Annotated in this window: 13 protein-coding genes; 9 read left to right on the plus strand and 4 right to left on the minus strand. The window is 71.8% G+C overall.

Going from position 1 to position 16,205, the window contains the following annotated elements:
* Window positions 1-41: 41 nt before the first annotated feature.
* Window positions 42-575 carry a TerD family protein gene (locus OG975_RS35005; protein WP_406333310.1) on the minus strand — a complete coding sequence of 178 codons (534 nt, stop codon included), beginning with the start codon at window positions 573-575 and terminating at the stop codon, window positions 42-44.
* 155 nt (window positions 576-730) lie between these two features.
* On the opposite strand from OG975_RS35005, the gene OG975_RS35010 reads away from it, so the two are divergent.
* From OG975_RS35010 to OG975_RS35020, 3 genes are all read left to right on the plus strand, one after another.
* A complete protein-coding gene (locus tag OG975_RS35010; protein ID WP_327432209.1) occupies window positions 731-1,336 on the plus strand; it encodes a DUF4937 domain-containing protein in 606 nt (201 codons plus the stop codon).
* A gap of 104 nt (window positions 1,337-1,440) precedes the next feature.
* Window positions 1,441-2,100: a histidine phosphatase family protein gene (locus OG975_RS35015; protein WP_406333311.1), complete on the plus strand. Its 660-nt coding sequence runs from the start codon at window positions 1,441-1,443 to the stop codon at window positions 2,098-2,100.
* A 12-nt stretch (window positions 2,101-2,112) separates the two neighbouring features.
* A complete protein-coding gene (locus OG975_RS35020; RefSeq protein WP_406333312.1) occupies window positions 2,113-3,042 on the plus strand; it encodes an ADP-ribosylglycohydrolase family protein in 930 nt (309 codons plus the stop codon).
* Window positions 3,043-3,443: 401 nt separating this feature from the next.
* Here OG975_RS35020 and OG975_RS35025 read toward each other — a convergent pair whose 3' ends face one another.
* Complete coding sequence (locus tag OG975_RS35025; protein ID WP_406333313.1) at window positions 3,444-5,000, minus strand: MFS transporter; 1,557 nt, start codon at window positions 4,998-5,000, stop codon at window positions 3,444-3,446.
* 172 nt (window positions 5,001-5,172) lie between these two features.
* Between OG975_RS35025 and OG975_RS35030 the strand changes: the two genes are divergently transcribed.
* From OG975_RS35030 to OG975_RS35040, 3 genes are all read left to right on the plus strand, one after another.
* The gene (locus OG975_RS35030) at window positions 5,173-5,796 is read left to right on the plus strand and encodes a TetR/AcrR family transcriptional regulator (RefSeq protein ID WP_406333315.1); all 624 of its coding nucleotides are present in this window, start codon (window positions 5,173-5,175) and stop codon (window positions 5,794-5,796) included.
* 178 nt (window positions 5,797-5,974) lie between these two features.
* On the plus strand, window positions 5,975-6,676 hold the full coding sequence (locus OG975_RS35035; protein ID WP_406333316.1) for a ribonuclease HII: 702 nt from the start codon (window positions 5,975-5,977) through the stop codon (window positions 6,674-6,676).
* A 68-nt stretch (window positions 6,677-6,744) separates the two neighbouring features.
* Window positions 6,745-7,371 (plus strand): hypothetical protein, encoded by a 627-nt coding sequence (locus tag OG975_RS35040; protein WP_406333318.1) that lies wholly within the window; start codon window positions 6,745-6,747, stop codon window positions 7,369-7,371.
* Between the two features lie 384 nt (window positions 7,372-7,755).
* On the opposite strand, the gene OG975_RS35045 is transcribed toward OG975_RS35040, so the two are convergent.
* Window positions 7,756-8,388 (minus strand): hypothetical protein, encoded by a 633-nt coding sequence (locus OG975_RS35045; RefSeq protein ID WP_406333319.1) that lies wholly within the window; start codon window positions 8,386-8,388, stop codon window positions 7,756-7,758.
* A 223-nt stretch (window positions 8,389-8,611) separates the two neighbouring features.
* Window positions 8,612-10,816 (minus strand): RecQ family ATP-dependent DNA helicase, encoded by a 2,205-nt coding sequence (locus OG975_RS35050; protein WP_406333320.1) that lies wholly within the window; start codon window positions 10,814-10,816, stop codon window positions 8,612-8,614.
* Between the two features lie 133 nt (window positions 10,817-10,949).
* Between OG975_RS35050 and OG975_RS35055 the strand changes: the two genes are divergently transcribed.
* The 3 genes from OG975_RS35055 to OG975_RS35065 all read left to right on the plus strand — a co-directional run bounded on the left by OG975_RS35055 (window position 10,950) and on the right by OG975_RS35065 (window position 16,168).
* On the plus strand, window positions 10,950-12,635 hold the full coding sequence (locus OG975_RS35055; protein ID WP_406333321.1) for a DUF4192 domain-containing protein: 1,686 nt from the start codon (window positions 10,950-10,952) through the stop codon (window positions 12,633-12,635).
* Between the two features lie 657 nt (window positions 12,636-13,292).
* Complete coding sequence (locus OG975_RS35060; protein ID WP_406336616.1) at window positions 13,293-15,278, plus strand: glycogen debranching N-terminal domain-containing protein; 1,986 nt, start codon at window positions 13,293-13,295, stop codon at window positions 15,276-15,278.
* Window positions 15,279-15,409: 131 nt separating this feature from the next.
* Window positions 15,410-16,168 carry an NUDIX hydrolase gene (locus OG975_RS35065; protein WP_327432220.1) on the plus strand — a complete coding sequence of 253 codons (759 nt, stop codon included), beginning with the start codon at window positions 15,410-15,412 and terminating at the stop codon, window positions 16,166-16,168.
* Window positions 16,169-16,205 lie beyond the last annotated feature (37 nt).

Genomic DNA, 16,205 nt, shown 5'->3' on the forward strand with positions numbered 1-16,205 from the left:
AGGAGAGGCCCGTTTCGGTGGGGTCGCTAGGGAATGCGATTTCAGGCTTCCGAAGGGTTGCCCATGACCCTGGCGAAGGTCGCCGGGTCCGTGTCGTAGCCGTGGATGCCGGGGTGGAAAGTCCACTCTTCGGAGTCGTCGCGTACGAACTCCCCGACCGTAGCGGCCGTCGCTCCCAGGACGTCGCCGAAGTTGTCCTCCGCCAGGACGGTGTAGCCCTCACGCATGCGAAAGCCCGGATTGAGCACACCCACGAACGTTTTGTGGCCGGCGCGCTGTTGGATGAGGACGCCGACCACCACGCGCGCGTAGCGGCTGTTCAGGCGGTCCAGCTCCAGCGTCATGACCTCGTCCCAGCCGAAGCCCTTGCCGTCCTTGCTGTCCCGGTTCAGATAGATGGTGCCGTCCGGTGAGCGGCTGTCGAAGTGCACTACGTAGACCGGCTTTTCGTTCGGGTCGGCCGACAGATAGGTCGCCGCGATGATGTCGAGATCGGTCGCGGGCTCACCGACAGGACTCGGATCCCACTTCACCGCCAACTCAACCTTGCGGATTCCCTTGTTGAGACCGTTCACCAGATCTCCCCTCCCCGTTCCCCATGTGCTGCCTGGCCCAACTACCCTGCGATCAGGGCCGGTTGTCCATCGTGCCACGCGCGCCGGGGCGCTCGCGCGGATGTACTCCGCCGGAGCGTGACCGGCGCCACGCTCCGTGGCCTTACGATGGCGCGGTGCTGGTCAAGTGGATTCGCTGCACCGTGGTCGACCGCCGCGGTTTCGAGCGGGGGCAGCGAAAGTGGGCGGGGCTTCTGGGGGAGCCGGGTTTCCGGGGACAGGGCGGGGGATGGAGCCGGGGGCGGTCCGGCGTCGCGCACATCTTCGCCTTCTGGGAAAGCCGTGCCTTCTACGACTCCTTCATGGCCCGCTCCCACGACCGGCTCGCCGCCGCGCAGTCGGGCACCTTCAAGGACTCGCAGGTCAAGCTGTTCGATCACCGTTTCGACGTGAAAACCGGCTTCGAGCCGCGCTTCACGGACGCCGACCTGGTACGTGTGGCCCACTGCCGGATCCACGAGGAGCGGGCGGAGCACTTCGCGCTGATGCAGGAGAAGGTCTGGAACCCCGCGATGGCGGGCTCGCCCGGCATGGTGCGGGGCCTGTTCGGTGAGGCGCCCGGCCATGAGTTCCTGATCCTGTCCATGTGGCAGTCGGCCGCGGAGCACGGCAAGTACCGCGCCGAGCGAGTGGAACGCCTCGCGCTGCGCGCCCAGATCGAGGCCGACGTCGCGGCCCTCGCGGGCGACATCGTGGAACTGGAGCCCAGCTGGACGGTCTGAGGGGGCCGTCCGCGGTGGTTCCCGTGAGCAAGAACCGTGTGACCTACGCCGTATGGAGCCCGTACGAGTGCTCGATCGGCCCTCACACGATCTAGGGTCTTGGCATGGCTCGACCACGGCGCATCGTCCTTGTCCGGCACGGCGAGTCGGCGGGCAATGCCGATGACACCGTGTACGAACGCGAGCCCGACCACGCTCTGGCGCTCACCGAGAAGGGGTGGCAGCAGGCGGAGGACACGGGCAAACAGCTGCGGGAGATCTTCGGACGGGAGCGCGTAAGCGTTTACGTGTCCCCGTACCGCCGCACCCACCAGACGTTCCGCGCCTTCCACCTCGACCCCGAACTCGTACGGGTGCGCGAGGAGCCGCGACTGCGCGAGCAGGACTGGGGCAACTGGCAGGACCGCGACGACGTACGCCTCCAGAAGGCGTACCGCGACGCGTACGGGCACTTCTTCTACCGCTTCGCGCAGGGCGAGTCCGGTGCCGACGTGTACGACCGGGTGGGCGGCTTCCTGGAGAGCCTGTACCGGAGCTTCGAGGCCCCCGACCACCCGCCGAACGTGCTCCTGGTGACCCACGGCCTGGCCATGCGGCTGTTCTGCATGCGCTGGTTCCACTGGACGGTCGCGGAATTCGAATCGCTGTCGAACCCTGGGAACGGAGAGACGCGAATGCTCGTTCTGGGGGAGGACGGCAGGTACACGCTTGACCGGCCTTTCGAGCAATGGCGTGATCCGGAATCGTACGGAGTCACCGGATAGAGTGGCAGGGCGATGACCGCTGACTCCTCACCCGACAGGCGCTTGGACCGCGCCCTGGCCAGCCTGCGCGGACTCGCGGTGGGAGACGCGCTGGGCTCGCAGTACTTCGTGCCCGCGAACTACCCGCTGCTGAAGAGCCGTGAGCTGCCGCCCCATTCCTGGCAATGGACCGACGACACCGAAATGGCCTGCTCCGTAGTGGCCGTTTTGGCCGCGCACCACCGCATCGACCAGGATGAACTGGCCCACTCGTTCGCCGAGCACCACGACTTCGACCGGGGCTACGGGCCCGCGGTCAACCGCCTGCTGCGGCAGATCCGGGAAGGTGGCGACTGGCGCGAGCTGGCATCCGCCCTCTTCAAGGGCCAGGGCTCGTGGGGCAACGGCGCCGCGATGCGGATCGCCCCCTTGGGGGCCTGGTACGCGGACGACCCGGAGCAGGCGACGCACCAGGCGGAGATCTCGGCGTACCCCACGCACCAGCACCGCGAGGCCGTGGTCGGCGCCATGGCCGTCGCCGCGGCCGCCGCGCTGGCGGCCGACCCGGCGGGGCCGCCGAGCGCCGAGGCGCTCCTGGACGGCGTCATCGCGCTCGTACCGCGCAGCGCCGTCGGAGCCGGGCTGCGGCGCGCCCGGGACATGCTCGACTACGGGGACACCGCGACTGTGGCCGCCGTACTGGGCTGTGGACGGCGTACGTCGGCCCACGACACCGTGCCGTTCGCGCTCTGGTCGGCCGCCCGGGCCCTTGGTGACTACGAAGAGGGTTTCTGGGCCACCGCCCAGGTCGGCGGCGACGTGGACACGACCTGCGCCATCGTGGGCGGCGTGGTCGCCGCCGCGAAGGCGGGGGCGCCTCCGAGTGCGTGGCTGGAGCGTACGGAGAGGCTGCCGGACTGGATGCCGGGTCCCGCGTACGGGCGTACGACGAGCGGCGCCTAGGCGCGTACGGCCCGAGGGGCTCCCAGGGCGGCCGTACGGCGCTTCAGGCGGCCCCAGGGTCGGGGATCCGGGGAAACCCCGGCAGAGGTCCCCGCAGCCGTCTCAGGGGCGGCGACGCGTGCGGCCTGGGTCTCTGCCGCGGGCCTGCCACAGCACGGTCGGCGGCACTCCCTGGGGCGCCGTGCCCCAGGGGCTCCCTGTCCGTCACGCCGTCTGTGGATCATGACGGGCGTGCGCCGACGGGACGCCGTGGGGCTCTGGCTCGGCCTGGTCGTCGTGCGCATCACGTACAGGCGGTGCCGAGGGAGCCCGCCGCTCTCCGATCGTCCTGCGGATGGCCGGACCGGCCTCCCTCGCCGTCAGGTTCTCCCGGACCCGGTCCGGCCTCCGCGGTGTCGTCGTCAGCCCCCGGCAGGGCCTGCCGTGCCGGCGAGGGCGTCCAGGTCGCTCTTGCGGACCCGGATCACCAGCACGGCCGTGATCAGGGCCAGCAGGGCCATGGCGGCCGCCGGAATGAAGGCCGTCGAGATGCCCTCGGCGAGCACCTGGTGACCCCAAGGAGCGGGCAGCTGGTGGGTCTTGGCGAATTCCGCCTTCTGTTCGGGCGAGCCGTCCGTCAGGAACTTGGGCATCTGCTTCTCCGCCTCGTCACGGCTGGCCGAACCGAAGACCGTGGTGAGGATGGAGAGGCCGAGCGAACCGCCCACCTGCTGCGTGACATTGAGCAGACCCGAGGCCGCGCCCGCCTCGTGCTGGGCGACACCCGAGACCGCGGTGACCGTCAGCGTCACGAAGTTCAGGCCCATGCCGAAGCCGAACAGCAGCATCGGGCCGAGCACTCCGCCGACGTACGAGCTGTCAGGGCTGATGAACGTCTGCCAGCCGAGCCCGAGTGCGACGAGCGTCGAGCCGACGAGCATGAACGGCTTGGGGCCGAGCACCGGCAGGAACCGCTGCGACAGACCCGCGCCGACCGCGATCGCGACCGTCACCGGGAGGAAGGCCACACCGGCCGAGATCGGGCTGTACCCCAGTACGTTCTGCACGAAGAGCACGATGTAGAAGAACATGCCGAACATCGCCGCCGCCAGGCTCAGCATGATCACATACGTGCCCGAGCGGTTGCGGTCGGCGAACATCTTCAGCGGTGTGATGGGCTCCTTGGCCCGCCTCTCGATGACCCCGAAGGCCACCAGCAGCACCACGGCCGCGCCGAACGACCCGATCGTGACGCTGTCCCGCCAACCGTCTTCCGAGGCGCGGATGAAGCCGTACACCAGGGACGCCATTCCGGCCGTCGAGGTGAGCGCACCCGCGATGTCGAAGCGCCCGGGGTGGCGTTCGGACTCGCTGATGTACATCGGCGTGAGTACGGCGATCAGCACCCCGATGGGTACGTTGACGAAGAGGACCCAACGCCAGTCGAGCCACTCGGTGAGCATGCCGCCGGCGAGCAGACCGATCGCTCCACCGCCGGCCGAGACCGTGGCGAAGACGGCGAACGCCCGGTTCCGCTCAGGGCCCTCGGGGAATGTGGTGGTGATGAGCGCCAGCGAAGTGGGCGACGCGATCGCGCCACCAACGCCCTGCAGGGCACGCGCGGCCAGCAACTGCCACGGTTCCTGGGCGAGTCCGCCGAGCAGCGAGGCGAAGGTGAACAGCAGGATGCCGGTCATGAAGACCCGGCGCCGACCGAGGATGTCACCGGCTCGGGCGCCGAGAAGCAGCAGGCCACCGAAGGTGAGGGTGTACGCGCTGACCACCCACGTCAGGTCGGTCGTACTGAACTTGAGCGCGTCTTGAATGTGCGGGAGCGCGATGTTCACAATCGTCGCGTCGAGTACCACCATGAGTTGGCAGGCCGCGATGACGGTGAGTGCGATGCCGGGATGCCCCTCCCGGCGGGCCACTCCCGACTTCGGGCGCTCTGGGTCCTGAATCAACTGAGAGGTTGTCACTATGGGTCCCCCACAAGTGCGTTAGTGAACGCTCGCGTTCACTGCCGCGTCAACGGTAGTGAGTCCCCGACAGTGAACGCAAGCGTTCACTGAAGTCGCTGCCGCATGGCGTCAACTCGACCGCTCTTCTCTCCCCGAAAATCCCGCTCCCCTGCACAACGGAGACAGTCAGATGGTTACTTCGCGTTGGACGGCCGCCCCCGCTCAGACGGCCTCCTCGCGCCGACGCGGTGCCGTACTCGAGCGCGCGATCCTCGACGCCGCGCTGGAACAGCTCGGCACGGTCGGTTGGAACGGCCTCACGATGGAAGGCGTCGCCGCGCGTGCCCAGACCGGCAAGGCCGCGGTCTACCGCCGCTGGCCGTCCAAGGAGGACCTCGTCGCGGACGCGCTCCAGGCCGGACTGCCGAGCCCGGAGGAGGCGCCCGACCTCGGGAGTGTCCGGGAGGACCTGCTGGAACTGTGCCGGCGGGTGCGTGAGGCGATGTACTCGCAGCCCGGATTCGCGCTGCGTTCAGTGCTTCACGAATGCGATGTGGCTCAGGCCGAGCGCTTTCACCGGGTGATCCTCGGCGGGGTCGTCGAGCCCACCATGCATCTGCTGCGAGAGGTCATCGACCGTGGAATCGAAAGGGGAGAGGTGCGTCCCGACGCCGCGAACGCCTACGTCTTCGACGCCATTCCGGCGATGATGATGTATCGCTCCAAGGTGTGCGCGAGCGAATGGAGCGAGCGAGACCTGGAGGAGATGATCGACCAGTTGATGGTCCCGCTGCTCCGGCAGGGGGTCGCCTGATCGACCCTCGTGCGGACGCTCTGGTCGACCCTGCCGCGGACACCCTGACGGGCCCCGACGCGGACACCGTGACGGACCCCGACGCGGACACCCTGGTGGACCCGGATGCCAGCACCCCGGTCGCTCGGGGAAACCGGGGTGTCGCGAGGGCCTTCGGGCGGCGTAGGCTGAGGTCGCCATGCCGTACGAACCACCGACCCACACCGTCGAGCGCTCCCTCCGCGCCACGACCGGAGCGAAGATCATTGCCGGTGTCGACGAGGTGGGCCGCGGCGCGTGGGCCGGCCCTGTCACCGTCTGCGCCGCCGTCACAGGACTGCGCCGTCCGCCGGAAGGGCTCACCGACTCCAAGCTGCTGACCGTCAAGCGGCGTACCGCGCTCGCCGCGGAGTTGGAGAAGTGGGTGACGTCGTACGCCCTGGGTCATGCCTCTCCGGAGGAGATCGACGACCTGGGGATGACGGCCGCGCTGCGACTGGCGGCCGTGCGTGCGCTGGAAGCGCTGCCGGTCCGTCCCGACGCGGTGATCCTCGACGGGAAGCACGACTATCTCGGTGCTCCCTGGCAGGTCCGTACGGTGATCAAGGGCGATCAGTCCTGCGTCGCCGTCGCGGCGGCTTCGGTGATCGCCAAGGTTCAGCGCGACAAAATGATGGCCGAACTGGGCATCGACCATGCAGAATTCGGTTTTGCGGCCAACGCCGGGTACCCGTCGCCGGTCCACAAGGCCGCGCTGGAGGAGCGGGGCCCCACCCCGTACCACCGGTTGTCGTGGGCGTATCTTGATGCGCTGCCCCAGTGGCGGCACCTCAAGAAGGTCCGCAGCTGGGCGAACGGAAACGTTCCGGAGATCGAGGGCCAGCTCGGCTTCGATTTCTGACGGTTCCGCTCGCACTCATGTGCCACCCGCCGACGCGAGTCGCACCGGCGTTTGATAAATATCAGCTCATGCCTCTCATTCCCGAGGAGCCTCAGATTCACGAGAGTGCCCAGGGTCCCCGCGCAACTCCGGCCAGTGGCCGCATCGCGCCGACCCCCCGTCCCGTACCCGGCCCCCGTCCCGCGGCTCCGCCGCGTCCCGGCCGTCCGGGTCCTGTCCGGCCGATGCCGGCCCAACGCACCCCGCGTGAGCCGGTCGCGGCCTCGCCGGGACCCTCCGCCCCGGCGGCCGCACCCGCTGCCGCCACCCCGCAGATCCAGCTGATCCCGGCTTCGGCCGAGGGTGCGCTGGACGCCGCCGAAGAAGCCGTCGACCTGCTGCTGGAGTCGGGCCGCGCGCCCGGTGAGGTGCTGGTGATCACCACCGGCGAACCGCACCCGTGGGCCGCGCACGAGCTCTCCTTCGGCGAGGCCGCGTACTGGGCGCAGCACGACTCGGGCGACGACGTCTTCTACGCCGACGCCTCCGTGGCGGGCCGGGCCGCGTCCCGTCCCGTGGTCGTGGTCGCCGTCAACGGTGGTCCCGACACTGCCGCCGCCACCGCGCTGCCACTGGCCCTCGGCCGGGCCGGCGCCCTGCTGATCGTCTGCGGCGACCCGCAGCAGATCAACTCGGTGCTGGGCGCGGGGGTCTGAGCCGGTTCCGGACGCCGTCCGGGATCCGTTCGGGGGGACGCTGAGGGTGCCGCTGCGGCGGCACCTGCACGGCGGGCGTTTCGGCCTGCCTGTGGCGCGTCCCGCATCCCCGTACGAGGGGGGTGGTGTTTTGCCGCACACCCCTCGCGTGTGTCGTAGTCCGTCGCCTGTGCCGTACGTCTGTCGTACGTCCCTGGAGCGGGCCATTGCGTGGCGGTGCCCCGTCGATCGCTGAACCACTGCTGGGTCATCTCACGCTTGCATGTCCCGGCTGCCCGGCTGCCCGGCTGCCCGGCTGCCCGGTGTGCGGTGGGCACGGCCGTGCAGGTGGGATGCGTGGTCCGCGCTCTCCACCGGTTGGTTCAGCGACTCAGGGGTGGCGTCTCAGCGGGCGGCTGCCCGGCGCAGTACCTCCGACGCGACGCCTCCGGTGCGTGGCAGCGGTGGCAGCGCCTCGCCCGTGAAGAACTCCGGCGGTGAGTCCGCGTTGGGGCGGCGTCCGCCGCGGCCCTCGCCGAGGACCTGCCAGCCGTCACGCGTCAGGGTGATGTACGCCCCGCAGCGCAGCCCGTGGAGGGTGCAGGCGTCCCGCAGCCCCCACATCCACGCCCCGTCCTCCTCCGTCCAACGCGCGTCGCCGTCACGGCAGTAGAGCAGCACCGCCGTACGCACCGGGGTGCGGCGCCGCAGGTCGTGCGGGATGACCCGGCGCAGCTGTGCGAGCAGCGCGTTGCGGAACATCCAGCCGTCGGCCGGAGCCGGACGCCGGATGAATGAGGCACTCGCCGCCAGCCGCTCGTCCGGATCGAGGACAGCCACGACCGCGGTCGAGGGCCTGGGCCGGTGCCGGGCGTGCAGTCCGCTGACGACCTCCCGGGGATTGCGCAGCAGCGGAATCCCGGCGGAGGCCCACTCGGCGGGTTCGAGCATCCGGGCCAGTGGGTTGGCGGAAGCGGCGGACAGGTCGGCAGACGTCGACATGGATGCCGCCGAGGACGGAGCGAATCCGAAGGTCACGGTCCTCCCTTCGGCTACGCGCCCACACTGCGGGCGGGGTCGGACTTGGGGGAGCGCACGCCGCAGCAGAGCCCTACCGGACCACGGGCGAGCCGTGCGGGGAGCGGACTTCAATTCTTCCTGTCGAACTTGGTTGCGGCAACGAGCAATTGGGGCCACAGACCGTTTTCAGGCGATGCGTCGCCTATATCCCTGCCCAGTGTTTCGCCCAGCGATGCGTGAGTCACGCTTGCACGGCGAGGACCAGCGGCAACACCCCCTGCGCACCGGCTCGGCGAAGCATGCGCGCGGCCACGGCGAGTGTCCATCCGGTCTCCGTCGCGTCATCCACGAGCAGTACGGGACCGCCCGCTTCTTTCAAAGCGGCGGCCAGTTCCGGCGGGACGGTCAGCGCCCCGTCGAGAGCCTTCAGCCGCTGGGCGCTGTTGCTCCGGGAAATCGGTGACGCCTCGCCGACGTATTCCACGGACCCCAGCAGCGGCAGCCGGCCGATCTCCGCGATCCGGGCACCGAGGGACTGGATCAGCTGTGGCCGCGTACGGGAAGCCACGGTCACCACGCCGACCGGGCGCGGCTGCGCGTCGGGCTGTCCCGAGGCCCAGCCGCCGGGTCCCTTCGCCCAGTCGGTCAGCACACCGACCACGGCCTTGGAGACATCGTCCGGTACGGGTCCGTCCGGGGCCTGGGGTGCGAGCATCGGTCGCAGCCGGTTGCCCCAGCCGATGTCCGAGAGTCGACCCAAAGCGCGCCCCGGAGCGGCCTGTTCGCCGGCCGGGATACGTCCCTTCAGCTCGATGCCGACCGCGGGCAACCCCGTCGGCCACATCTTCCGGGGCTCGACGTCGACGCCCGCACGGCCGAGCTCGCCGTTGGCCGCCTCCAGTGCCGCGGGGGACACGGACGCCTCGAACCGCGCTCCCGCGCAGTTGTCGCAGCGCCCGCACGCCGTCGCCCCCTCGTCGTCCAGCTGCCGCCGCAGGAACTCCATCCGGCAGCCGGTCGTCGTGACGTAGTCCCGCATCGCCTGCTGCTCGGCCGCCCGCTGCTTGGCGACCCAGGCATAGCGCTCGGTGTCGTACGTCCACGGAGTGCCCGTGGAGATCCAGCCGCCCTGGACCCGGTGCACCGCCCCGTCCACGTCGAGCACCTTGAGCATGGTCTCCAGACGGGACCTGCGCAGCTCCACGAGCGGCTCGAGGGCGGGGAGCGAGAGCGGCCGGCCGGCCCGGGCCAGGGCGTCCAGTGTGCGGCGCACCTGCTCCTCCGGAGGGAAGGCGATCGACGCGAAGTACTCCCAGATCGCCTGGTCCTCCTTGCCCGGCAGGAGCAGCACCTCGGCGTGTTCCACACCGCGGCCCGCGCGCCCCACCTGCTGGTAGTACGCGATGGGGGAGGAGGGCGAGCCCAGGTGCACCACGAATCCGAGGTCGGGCTTGTCGAAGCCCATGCCCAGCGCGGACGTGGCGACCAGGGCCTTGACGCGGTTGGCGAGCAGGTCCTCCTCGGCCTGCTGGCGGTCCGCGTTCTCCGTCTTCCCGGTGTACGACGCCACCGTGTACCCGCTCTGGCGAAGGAACGCGGTGACCTCCTCGGCGGCGGCCACCGTGAGCGTATAGATGATGCCCGAGCCCGGCAGGTCGTTCAGGTGCTCGCCCAGCCAGGCCATCCGGTGGGCGGCGTCGGGCAGCCGCAGCACGCCGAGGCTCAGGCTCTCCCGGTCCAGCGGACCGCGCAGGACGAGCGCGTCCGTGCTGGCTCCGGTGCCCAGCTGCTCGGCCACGTCGGCCGTCACGCGCGCGTTGGCCGTCGCGGTGGTGGCGAGGACCGGGACACCGGGCGGGAGGTCGGCGAGCATCGTGCGCAGCCGGCGGTAGTCCGGCCGGAAGTCGTGGCCCCAGTCGGAGATGCAGTGCGCCTCGTCGACCACGAGCAGGCCGGTCGCCGCGGCCAGCTTGGGTAGCACCTGGTCGCGGAAGTCGGGATTGTTGAGCCGCTCCGGGCTCACCAGGAGAACGTCGACCTCGCCGGCGGCGACCTCGGCCTGGATCGTCTCCCACTCCTCCGTGTTGGAGGAGTTGATCGTCCGCGCGTGGATTCCGGCGCGGGCGGCCGCCTCCACCTGGTTGCGCATGAGCGCGAGCAGCGGTGAGACGATCACCGTGGGTCCGGCGCCCCGCTCGCGCAGCAGCGCGGTCGCGACGAAGTACACCGCGGACTTGCCCCAGCCCGTGCGCTGAACGACCAGGGCTCTGCGCTTGTCGGCCACCAGCGCCTCGATGGCGCGCCACTGGTCCTCGCGCAGCCGGGCCTCGCCCGACCGGGCGCCGACGAGGCGGGCCAGTACGGCATCGGCCGCGGTACGCAGGTCGTCGTCGACCGCGTTGCGCAGGTTTTCGGTGGCCGTGGGTCGCGGGTCTTCGTTGGTCATGGCCCCATGCAACCCGATGGGTCGGACATCGCGCGAACGTGCCCGTCGAACTGTGGACAAGTTCTGTCGTGGTCATGGTCGGAGTTATCCACAGGCCGAAGCGGAATTTCGTGATCCGCGGGATGGTCACGGCATGACGAATCACGACGAAGCGGCCGGCAGGTCCGGCGACGAGGACATCTGCGGGCTCGGCGGGCATGAAGGGCATGACATGTACGGCGGAGGCGGGGAGCGCCACGGGCAGAGGGGGCCAGGCGGTCGGTCCCGGGACGAGGAGCACGAGCTGCCCGGCGGGCATTCCGGCCAGGGCGAGTACACCGCGTGCGCGGGGCACGGTGTCACCGGCACGCCGGGCACTCCCGGAGGTGCGGGAGTTCCCGGCGGCGAACATCAGGTCACCCTGCGCACACCGGCCGAACTGGCCGACGCGCTTCCCTACTTGCTCGGGTACCGGCCCGAGGACAGCATCGTGCTGGTCGCCCTGCACGACCGGGAGCGGCGCGGCCGGTTCGGCGGCCGTGCGCGGCTCGGTATCCCCGCCCACGCGGAGGACTGGCCGTCCGTGGCCGAGCAGTTGGCGCAGGGGCTTGTGAAGGGAAGCGAGCGCAGAGGCTCCCGGCCCGAGAGCATGGTCGCCTACCTCTGCCAGGAACCGGGCAGCGGTGAATCGGGACGGGAGGTCATGGAGCGTCTGCGCCCGCTCGCGCAGTTGCTGCGCACGGCATGCGGCCGCCTCGACGTCCCGGTGATCGAGGCGCTCTGCATCTCCGACGGCCGCTTCTGGTCGTACACCTGCCCGGGCCAGGGGTGCTGTCCGCCGGAGGGCGAGTCGATGGGGCTGCCCGGGACGTCCGTCCTGGCCGCCGCCGCGACCTATGCGGGCCTTCAGGTACGCGGATCCCTGCGGGAACTGACGGCCAGGCTCCTTCCCTGGGAGTCGGCGGCCGCGCAGGAGCAGGAGGTCGCGCTCGACATGGCGAGCATGGCTCTGGTCCCGAGGATCCTGGACGGCGAGAGCCGCGCGGAGGTGGCGGAGGAGGCCCTCGAACTGGCCCGGCGGATCATCGGACGCCTCGCCGACGCTCCACCGGTGTCCGGCACACGTCCGGCCGACCTGCGCGACGACGGACTCCTGGAACACGAGGAGGCCGCCACGCTGATTCTCGGCCTCCAGGACCGCACCACCCGTGACCGCGCCGCGGAGTGGATGGAAGGCGACGAGGCCGTCCCGGCCCTGCGTCTGTGGCGGGCCCTGTCCCGCCGCTGCGTCGGCCCCTACCGCGAGCACGCCGCCGCGCCCCTCACGCTCGCCGGGTGGGTCGCCTGGTCCACGGGGGACGAACTGGAGGCCCGAGAGGCCCTCGCCATGGCGCTCGGCGCCGATCCCGACTACCTCTTCGCCCGCCTCCTGCACCAGGCGTGCAACGAGGGCCTGGACCCGGAGTCCATCCGCCGCTGCCTGCGCGCGGAGCGCACCGGCCGTGCCCCGGCGGATCTGGAGCAGCCCACCGAACTCACGGCGCCGCTCACATCGGCAGAACCGACACCCGGTCCCCGGCTGCACGGTGCCGGATCTGCCACCCGGCGCCGACGCCGGCCGCGCCCGGCAGGGAACGGCGGAGTGCGTCCGAGCCGCCGCGGCCCCGGGACACCGAGCGATCGCCGCCGCGGCCCCGGGACACCGAGCGATCGCCGACGCAGGCCCACCGACGAGGTCCCGCCCGCCGGGGACGGACCGGGGCGCGCGGCCGAGGGCACGAGCGGTCGGCCACGGGCGCGCCGGGACGGCGGTCGGCAGGGTGCGGGGGAGGACGTGTGAGTGCGGGGACGGGGGTGGGGTGGGGCGGCTCGGGTTCGGCGAGCGGGTGCCCGGCGCTGGTGCGGGGACTCGCTCAGGGGTGGGCGAGTGGGGTGCCCTGGGGGAAGCGTTCGTCCGGGCGCGGCGTCGCGTGGCGGCTCGACTCCTACGGAGCCGCTGGGGACCGCTGCTTTCGCCGTGCGGAGGCTGGGCGCCGTTCCCGCCGCACCGACGGCGAACGGCACTTCCGCCCCGTGGATGTCGAGCGGTGCGTGCTTCCAAACGCCGACGTCAGCTTCCGCGTGCGCACCGAGCGTCCGCCGAGCGGGCGCGTGGCATGCCTGCCACCCCACCGCCATTCGGTCGGCTTCCCCGGCCGAGGGCGTGACCCCGGGCGGGGCCGCTCCGTTCACCTGAGTGGCGGAACCCATGGCCGGGTCGCGCCGCCGCAACGCCCCCGACCCTACGGAGCCCCCCACCCGGCGCCGAGCGCGCTCAAGGCGCACCGAGCGCGGAGGAAGCTGCCCCATGCCCTTGCCCAACCCGTCCTCGGCCCCCGACGGCGACCTTCCGCCCTTGCGAAGGATCGCGCAGCCCGCCACGCGTCGGGGCGACCCGTCGGCCCCGATCGCGGGAAGGGACAGCGGCTCGGCCTCCTTCACGGGGGCGGGCGGTCCCATGGCTCCCCAGGCGTCGCTTCCCATACGGCGCCGGACCGTGGACCTGCCGCCCGCCCACACGGCCCTGATCTGTGTCGCCCTGCCGGGGCTGGCGATCTCCACGGAGCAGGGGCAGTTGACCGGCCAGGGGCTGGAGGGGTTCTACCGGGCGGGGCGGCGTATGCTCTCCCGCTGCCAGGTGAGGGTCGCGGGCCGGGAACCGCTCGCTGTGCAGGCCCGGATGGTGGCGGCCGACCAAGCCCGCTTCGTGGGGACGCTGCGCGCATCCCCCGACGCCGGCCCGGATCCGGACGTGCTCGTCGAACGGACCCGGTACGCGGACGGCACCGAGCGGATCACCCTGCAGAGCGCGGCCCCTCGTACCCTCCACCTGCCCGTCGAGGTCGCCCTCGGCACGGATCTCGCGGAACTCGGCTCGGTCGCCTCGGGTCGAGCCGGGCCCGAACTGCCCGCCAGTGTCCACGACTCCGGCCTGCGGTGGTCCTGCGCCACGGGGCACTCGGCCGTCACCGCCGACCCGCCGCCCACCGACGCCCTGGCCTCCGCGGGACTGCTCCGCTGGGAGCTCGAACTGCCGCCGGGCGGCACGCGGAGCGTGGAGCTGCGCGTACGGCCGGACGGTGCGGGACTCATCAGAGCGGCTGGACGCGGCGCGGCGAGCCCGTTCGCCCCGGCCCGGGCGGCGGGCGACGACCCGAGGGTCCTGCCACTCCTGCGTACCTGTGTGGAGGACCTCCAGGCGCTGCTGCTGCGCGACCCGCGGCACCCGTCCGACCCGCACCTCGCGGCGGGTGCTCCCTGGCGGTGCGGCCTGGCACCGGCGGAGGCGCTTGTCGCGGCACGGATGACGCTGCCGCTCGGTACCCGCCTCGCCGCGGGCACCCTGCGAACTCTCGCCCGCACGCAACTCGCCGGACCGGGAGCGCGGTCCGGTCTGATTCCCGGCCCGCGCCGGGACGGGGGGCCGCACCTGCCACCGGGCTGCACCGCGACAGAGGCGACCCTGCTCTTCCCCGTGCTCCTCGCGGAGGCCCGGCGCTGGGGACTGGCGCAGCAGGAGGTCGAGGAGCTGCTGCCCACGGCCGAGCGGTGCCTCACGTGGCTGCGGACCACCGTCGGCGACGGCAACTATCTGCCCGACCCACACCCCGGCGGGCCGCTGCGCTGCGAGACACAGGCGCACGCCCACCGGGCGGCACTCCTGGGCGCGGATCTGCTCGACGCGCACGGTCGGACAGGTGGCGCGGGGCTGCGGCAGTGGGCCCAAGAGCTGCGCACCGCGTTCCGCGACGACTTCTGGCTCGAAGACCGGGGAGGCGGCAGACCGGCGGCCGCCCGCGCCCCGGACGGGCGCCTCGTGCCTTACCTCGGATCGGGCACCGCCCACCTCCTCGACACCGGTCTGCTCGGGTCCGGGGCACTGGCCCCCGGTCTGCTCGACAAAGTGCAGACCGAGCAGCTCGCGCGGCTGCTCGGCGGTCCGGCCATGGATTCGGGCTGGGGGTTGCGCAGCCTGGGGGACAAGGAGGCGGCGTACAGCCCGTTCGGCCATCGCGGTGGTGCCGTGCGCGTCCAGGAGACGGCGATCGCCGTCGCGGGGCTGGCCGCCGCGGGCTACGAGAAGGAGGCGAGCTCGCTCCTGCGGGGCGTACTGGCGGCGGCCGAGGCCTTCGGTCACAGGCTGCCGGAGATGTACGCGGGGGAGCAGCGCACGGAAGGGAGCGCCCCGCTGCCCCATCCCGCGGCCTGCCGACCGGCGGCCACGGCAGCGGCCGCCGGGGTGCTGCTGCTCACCTCCCTGGCCGGGATCCGCCCCGACGCCCCGGCCGGAACGGTGACGCTGCGCCCGGTCCGCGGTGCGCCGCTGGGCGAGATCGGGCTGACGGGACTGCGGATCTCGGGTGCCCCCTTCTCCGTACGCGTCAGCAGGCTCGGCCTCGCCATGGTCGAGGAGGCCGCCGACGGACTGCAGTTGGGGGTGTGACCTTGCGGGGAGCGTCCACGGACGGCGCCCCGTGGCAGCCCGTGGGCGCCGTGCCGGACGGACGTGGATCAACCGTGGATGCGGCTGACGAAGGGAGTGTTTATCGTCAGGCAGACGACTATGATCGCGGCATGCCCTACGACCCGTCGGCCTTTCCGCCCTTCGCCGTGACCGTGGACCTGGTCGTGCTGACCGTGCGCCGCCATGCCCTGTGCGCGCTGGCGGTACGGAGGGGCGAGCAGCCGTTCCAAGGGCGGTGGGCACTCCCCGGCGGCTTCGTGCGGCCCGACGAGGATCTGGGCCAGGCGGCGGCACGCGAGCTGGTCGAGGAGACCGGGCTGTGCGCCCACGACCCGTCCGCGCCCGCACAGGACAACGGCGCGCACCTGGAGCAGCTGGCGACATACGGCGACCCCAAGCGCGACCCTCGGATGCGCGTCGTCAGCGTCGCCCACCTCGCGCTTGCTCCTGATCTGCCGGCGCCCCGGGCCGGCGGCGACGCCAACAGTGCGCGCTGGGCGCCTGTCGAGGAGCTGCTGCAGCAGGGTGGTTACGGGCGCGACGGGGAACAGGCGGCGCCTCTGGCCTTCGACCACGCGCAGATCCTCTCGGACGGCGTGGAGCGCGCCCGGTCCAAGATCGAGTACTCGTCGCTGGCCACCGCCTTCTGCCCGACCGAGTTCACTGTCGGTGAGCTGCGCCGCGTGTACGAGGCGGTGTGGGGCGTGGCGCTCGACCCACGCAACTTCCACCGCAAAGTGACGGGAACGCCGGGCTTCCTGGTGCCCACGGGCGGTACGACCACGCGCCAGGGCGGCCGCCCCGCCCAGCTCTTCCGCGCGGGCGGCGCCACGCTGCTCAACCCGCCGATGCTCCGCCCCGAGGTCTGACCAGGGCGGGGGAGGCGGGAACCGGCGGTGAGGGCCG

The sequence above is a fragment of the Streptomyces sp. NBC_00203 genome (genome assembly GCF_045206325.1).
GTDB lineage: Bacteria > Actinomycetota > Actinomycetes > Streptomycetales > Streptomycetaceae > Streptomyces > Streptomyces lutosisoli.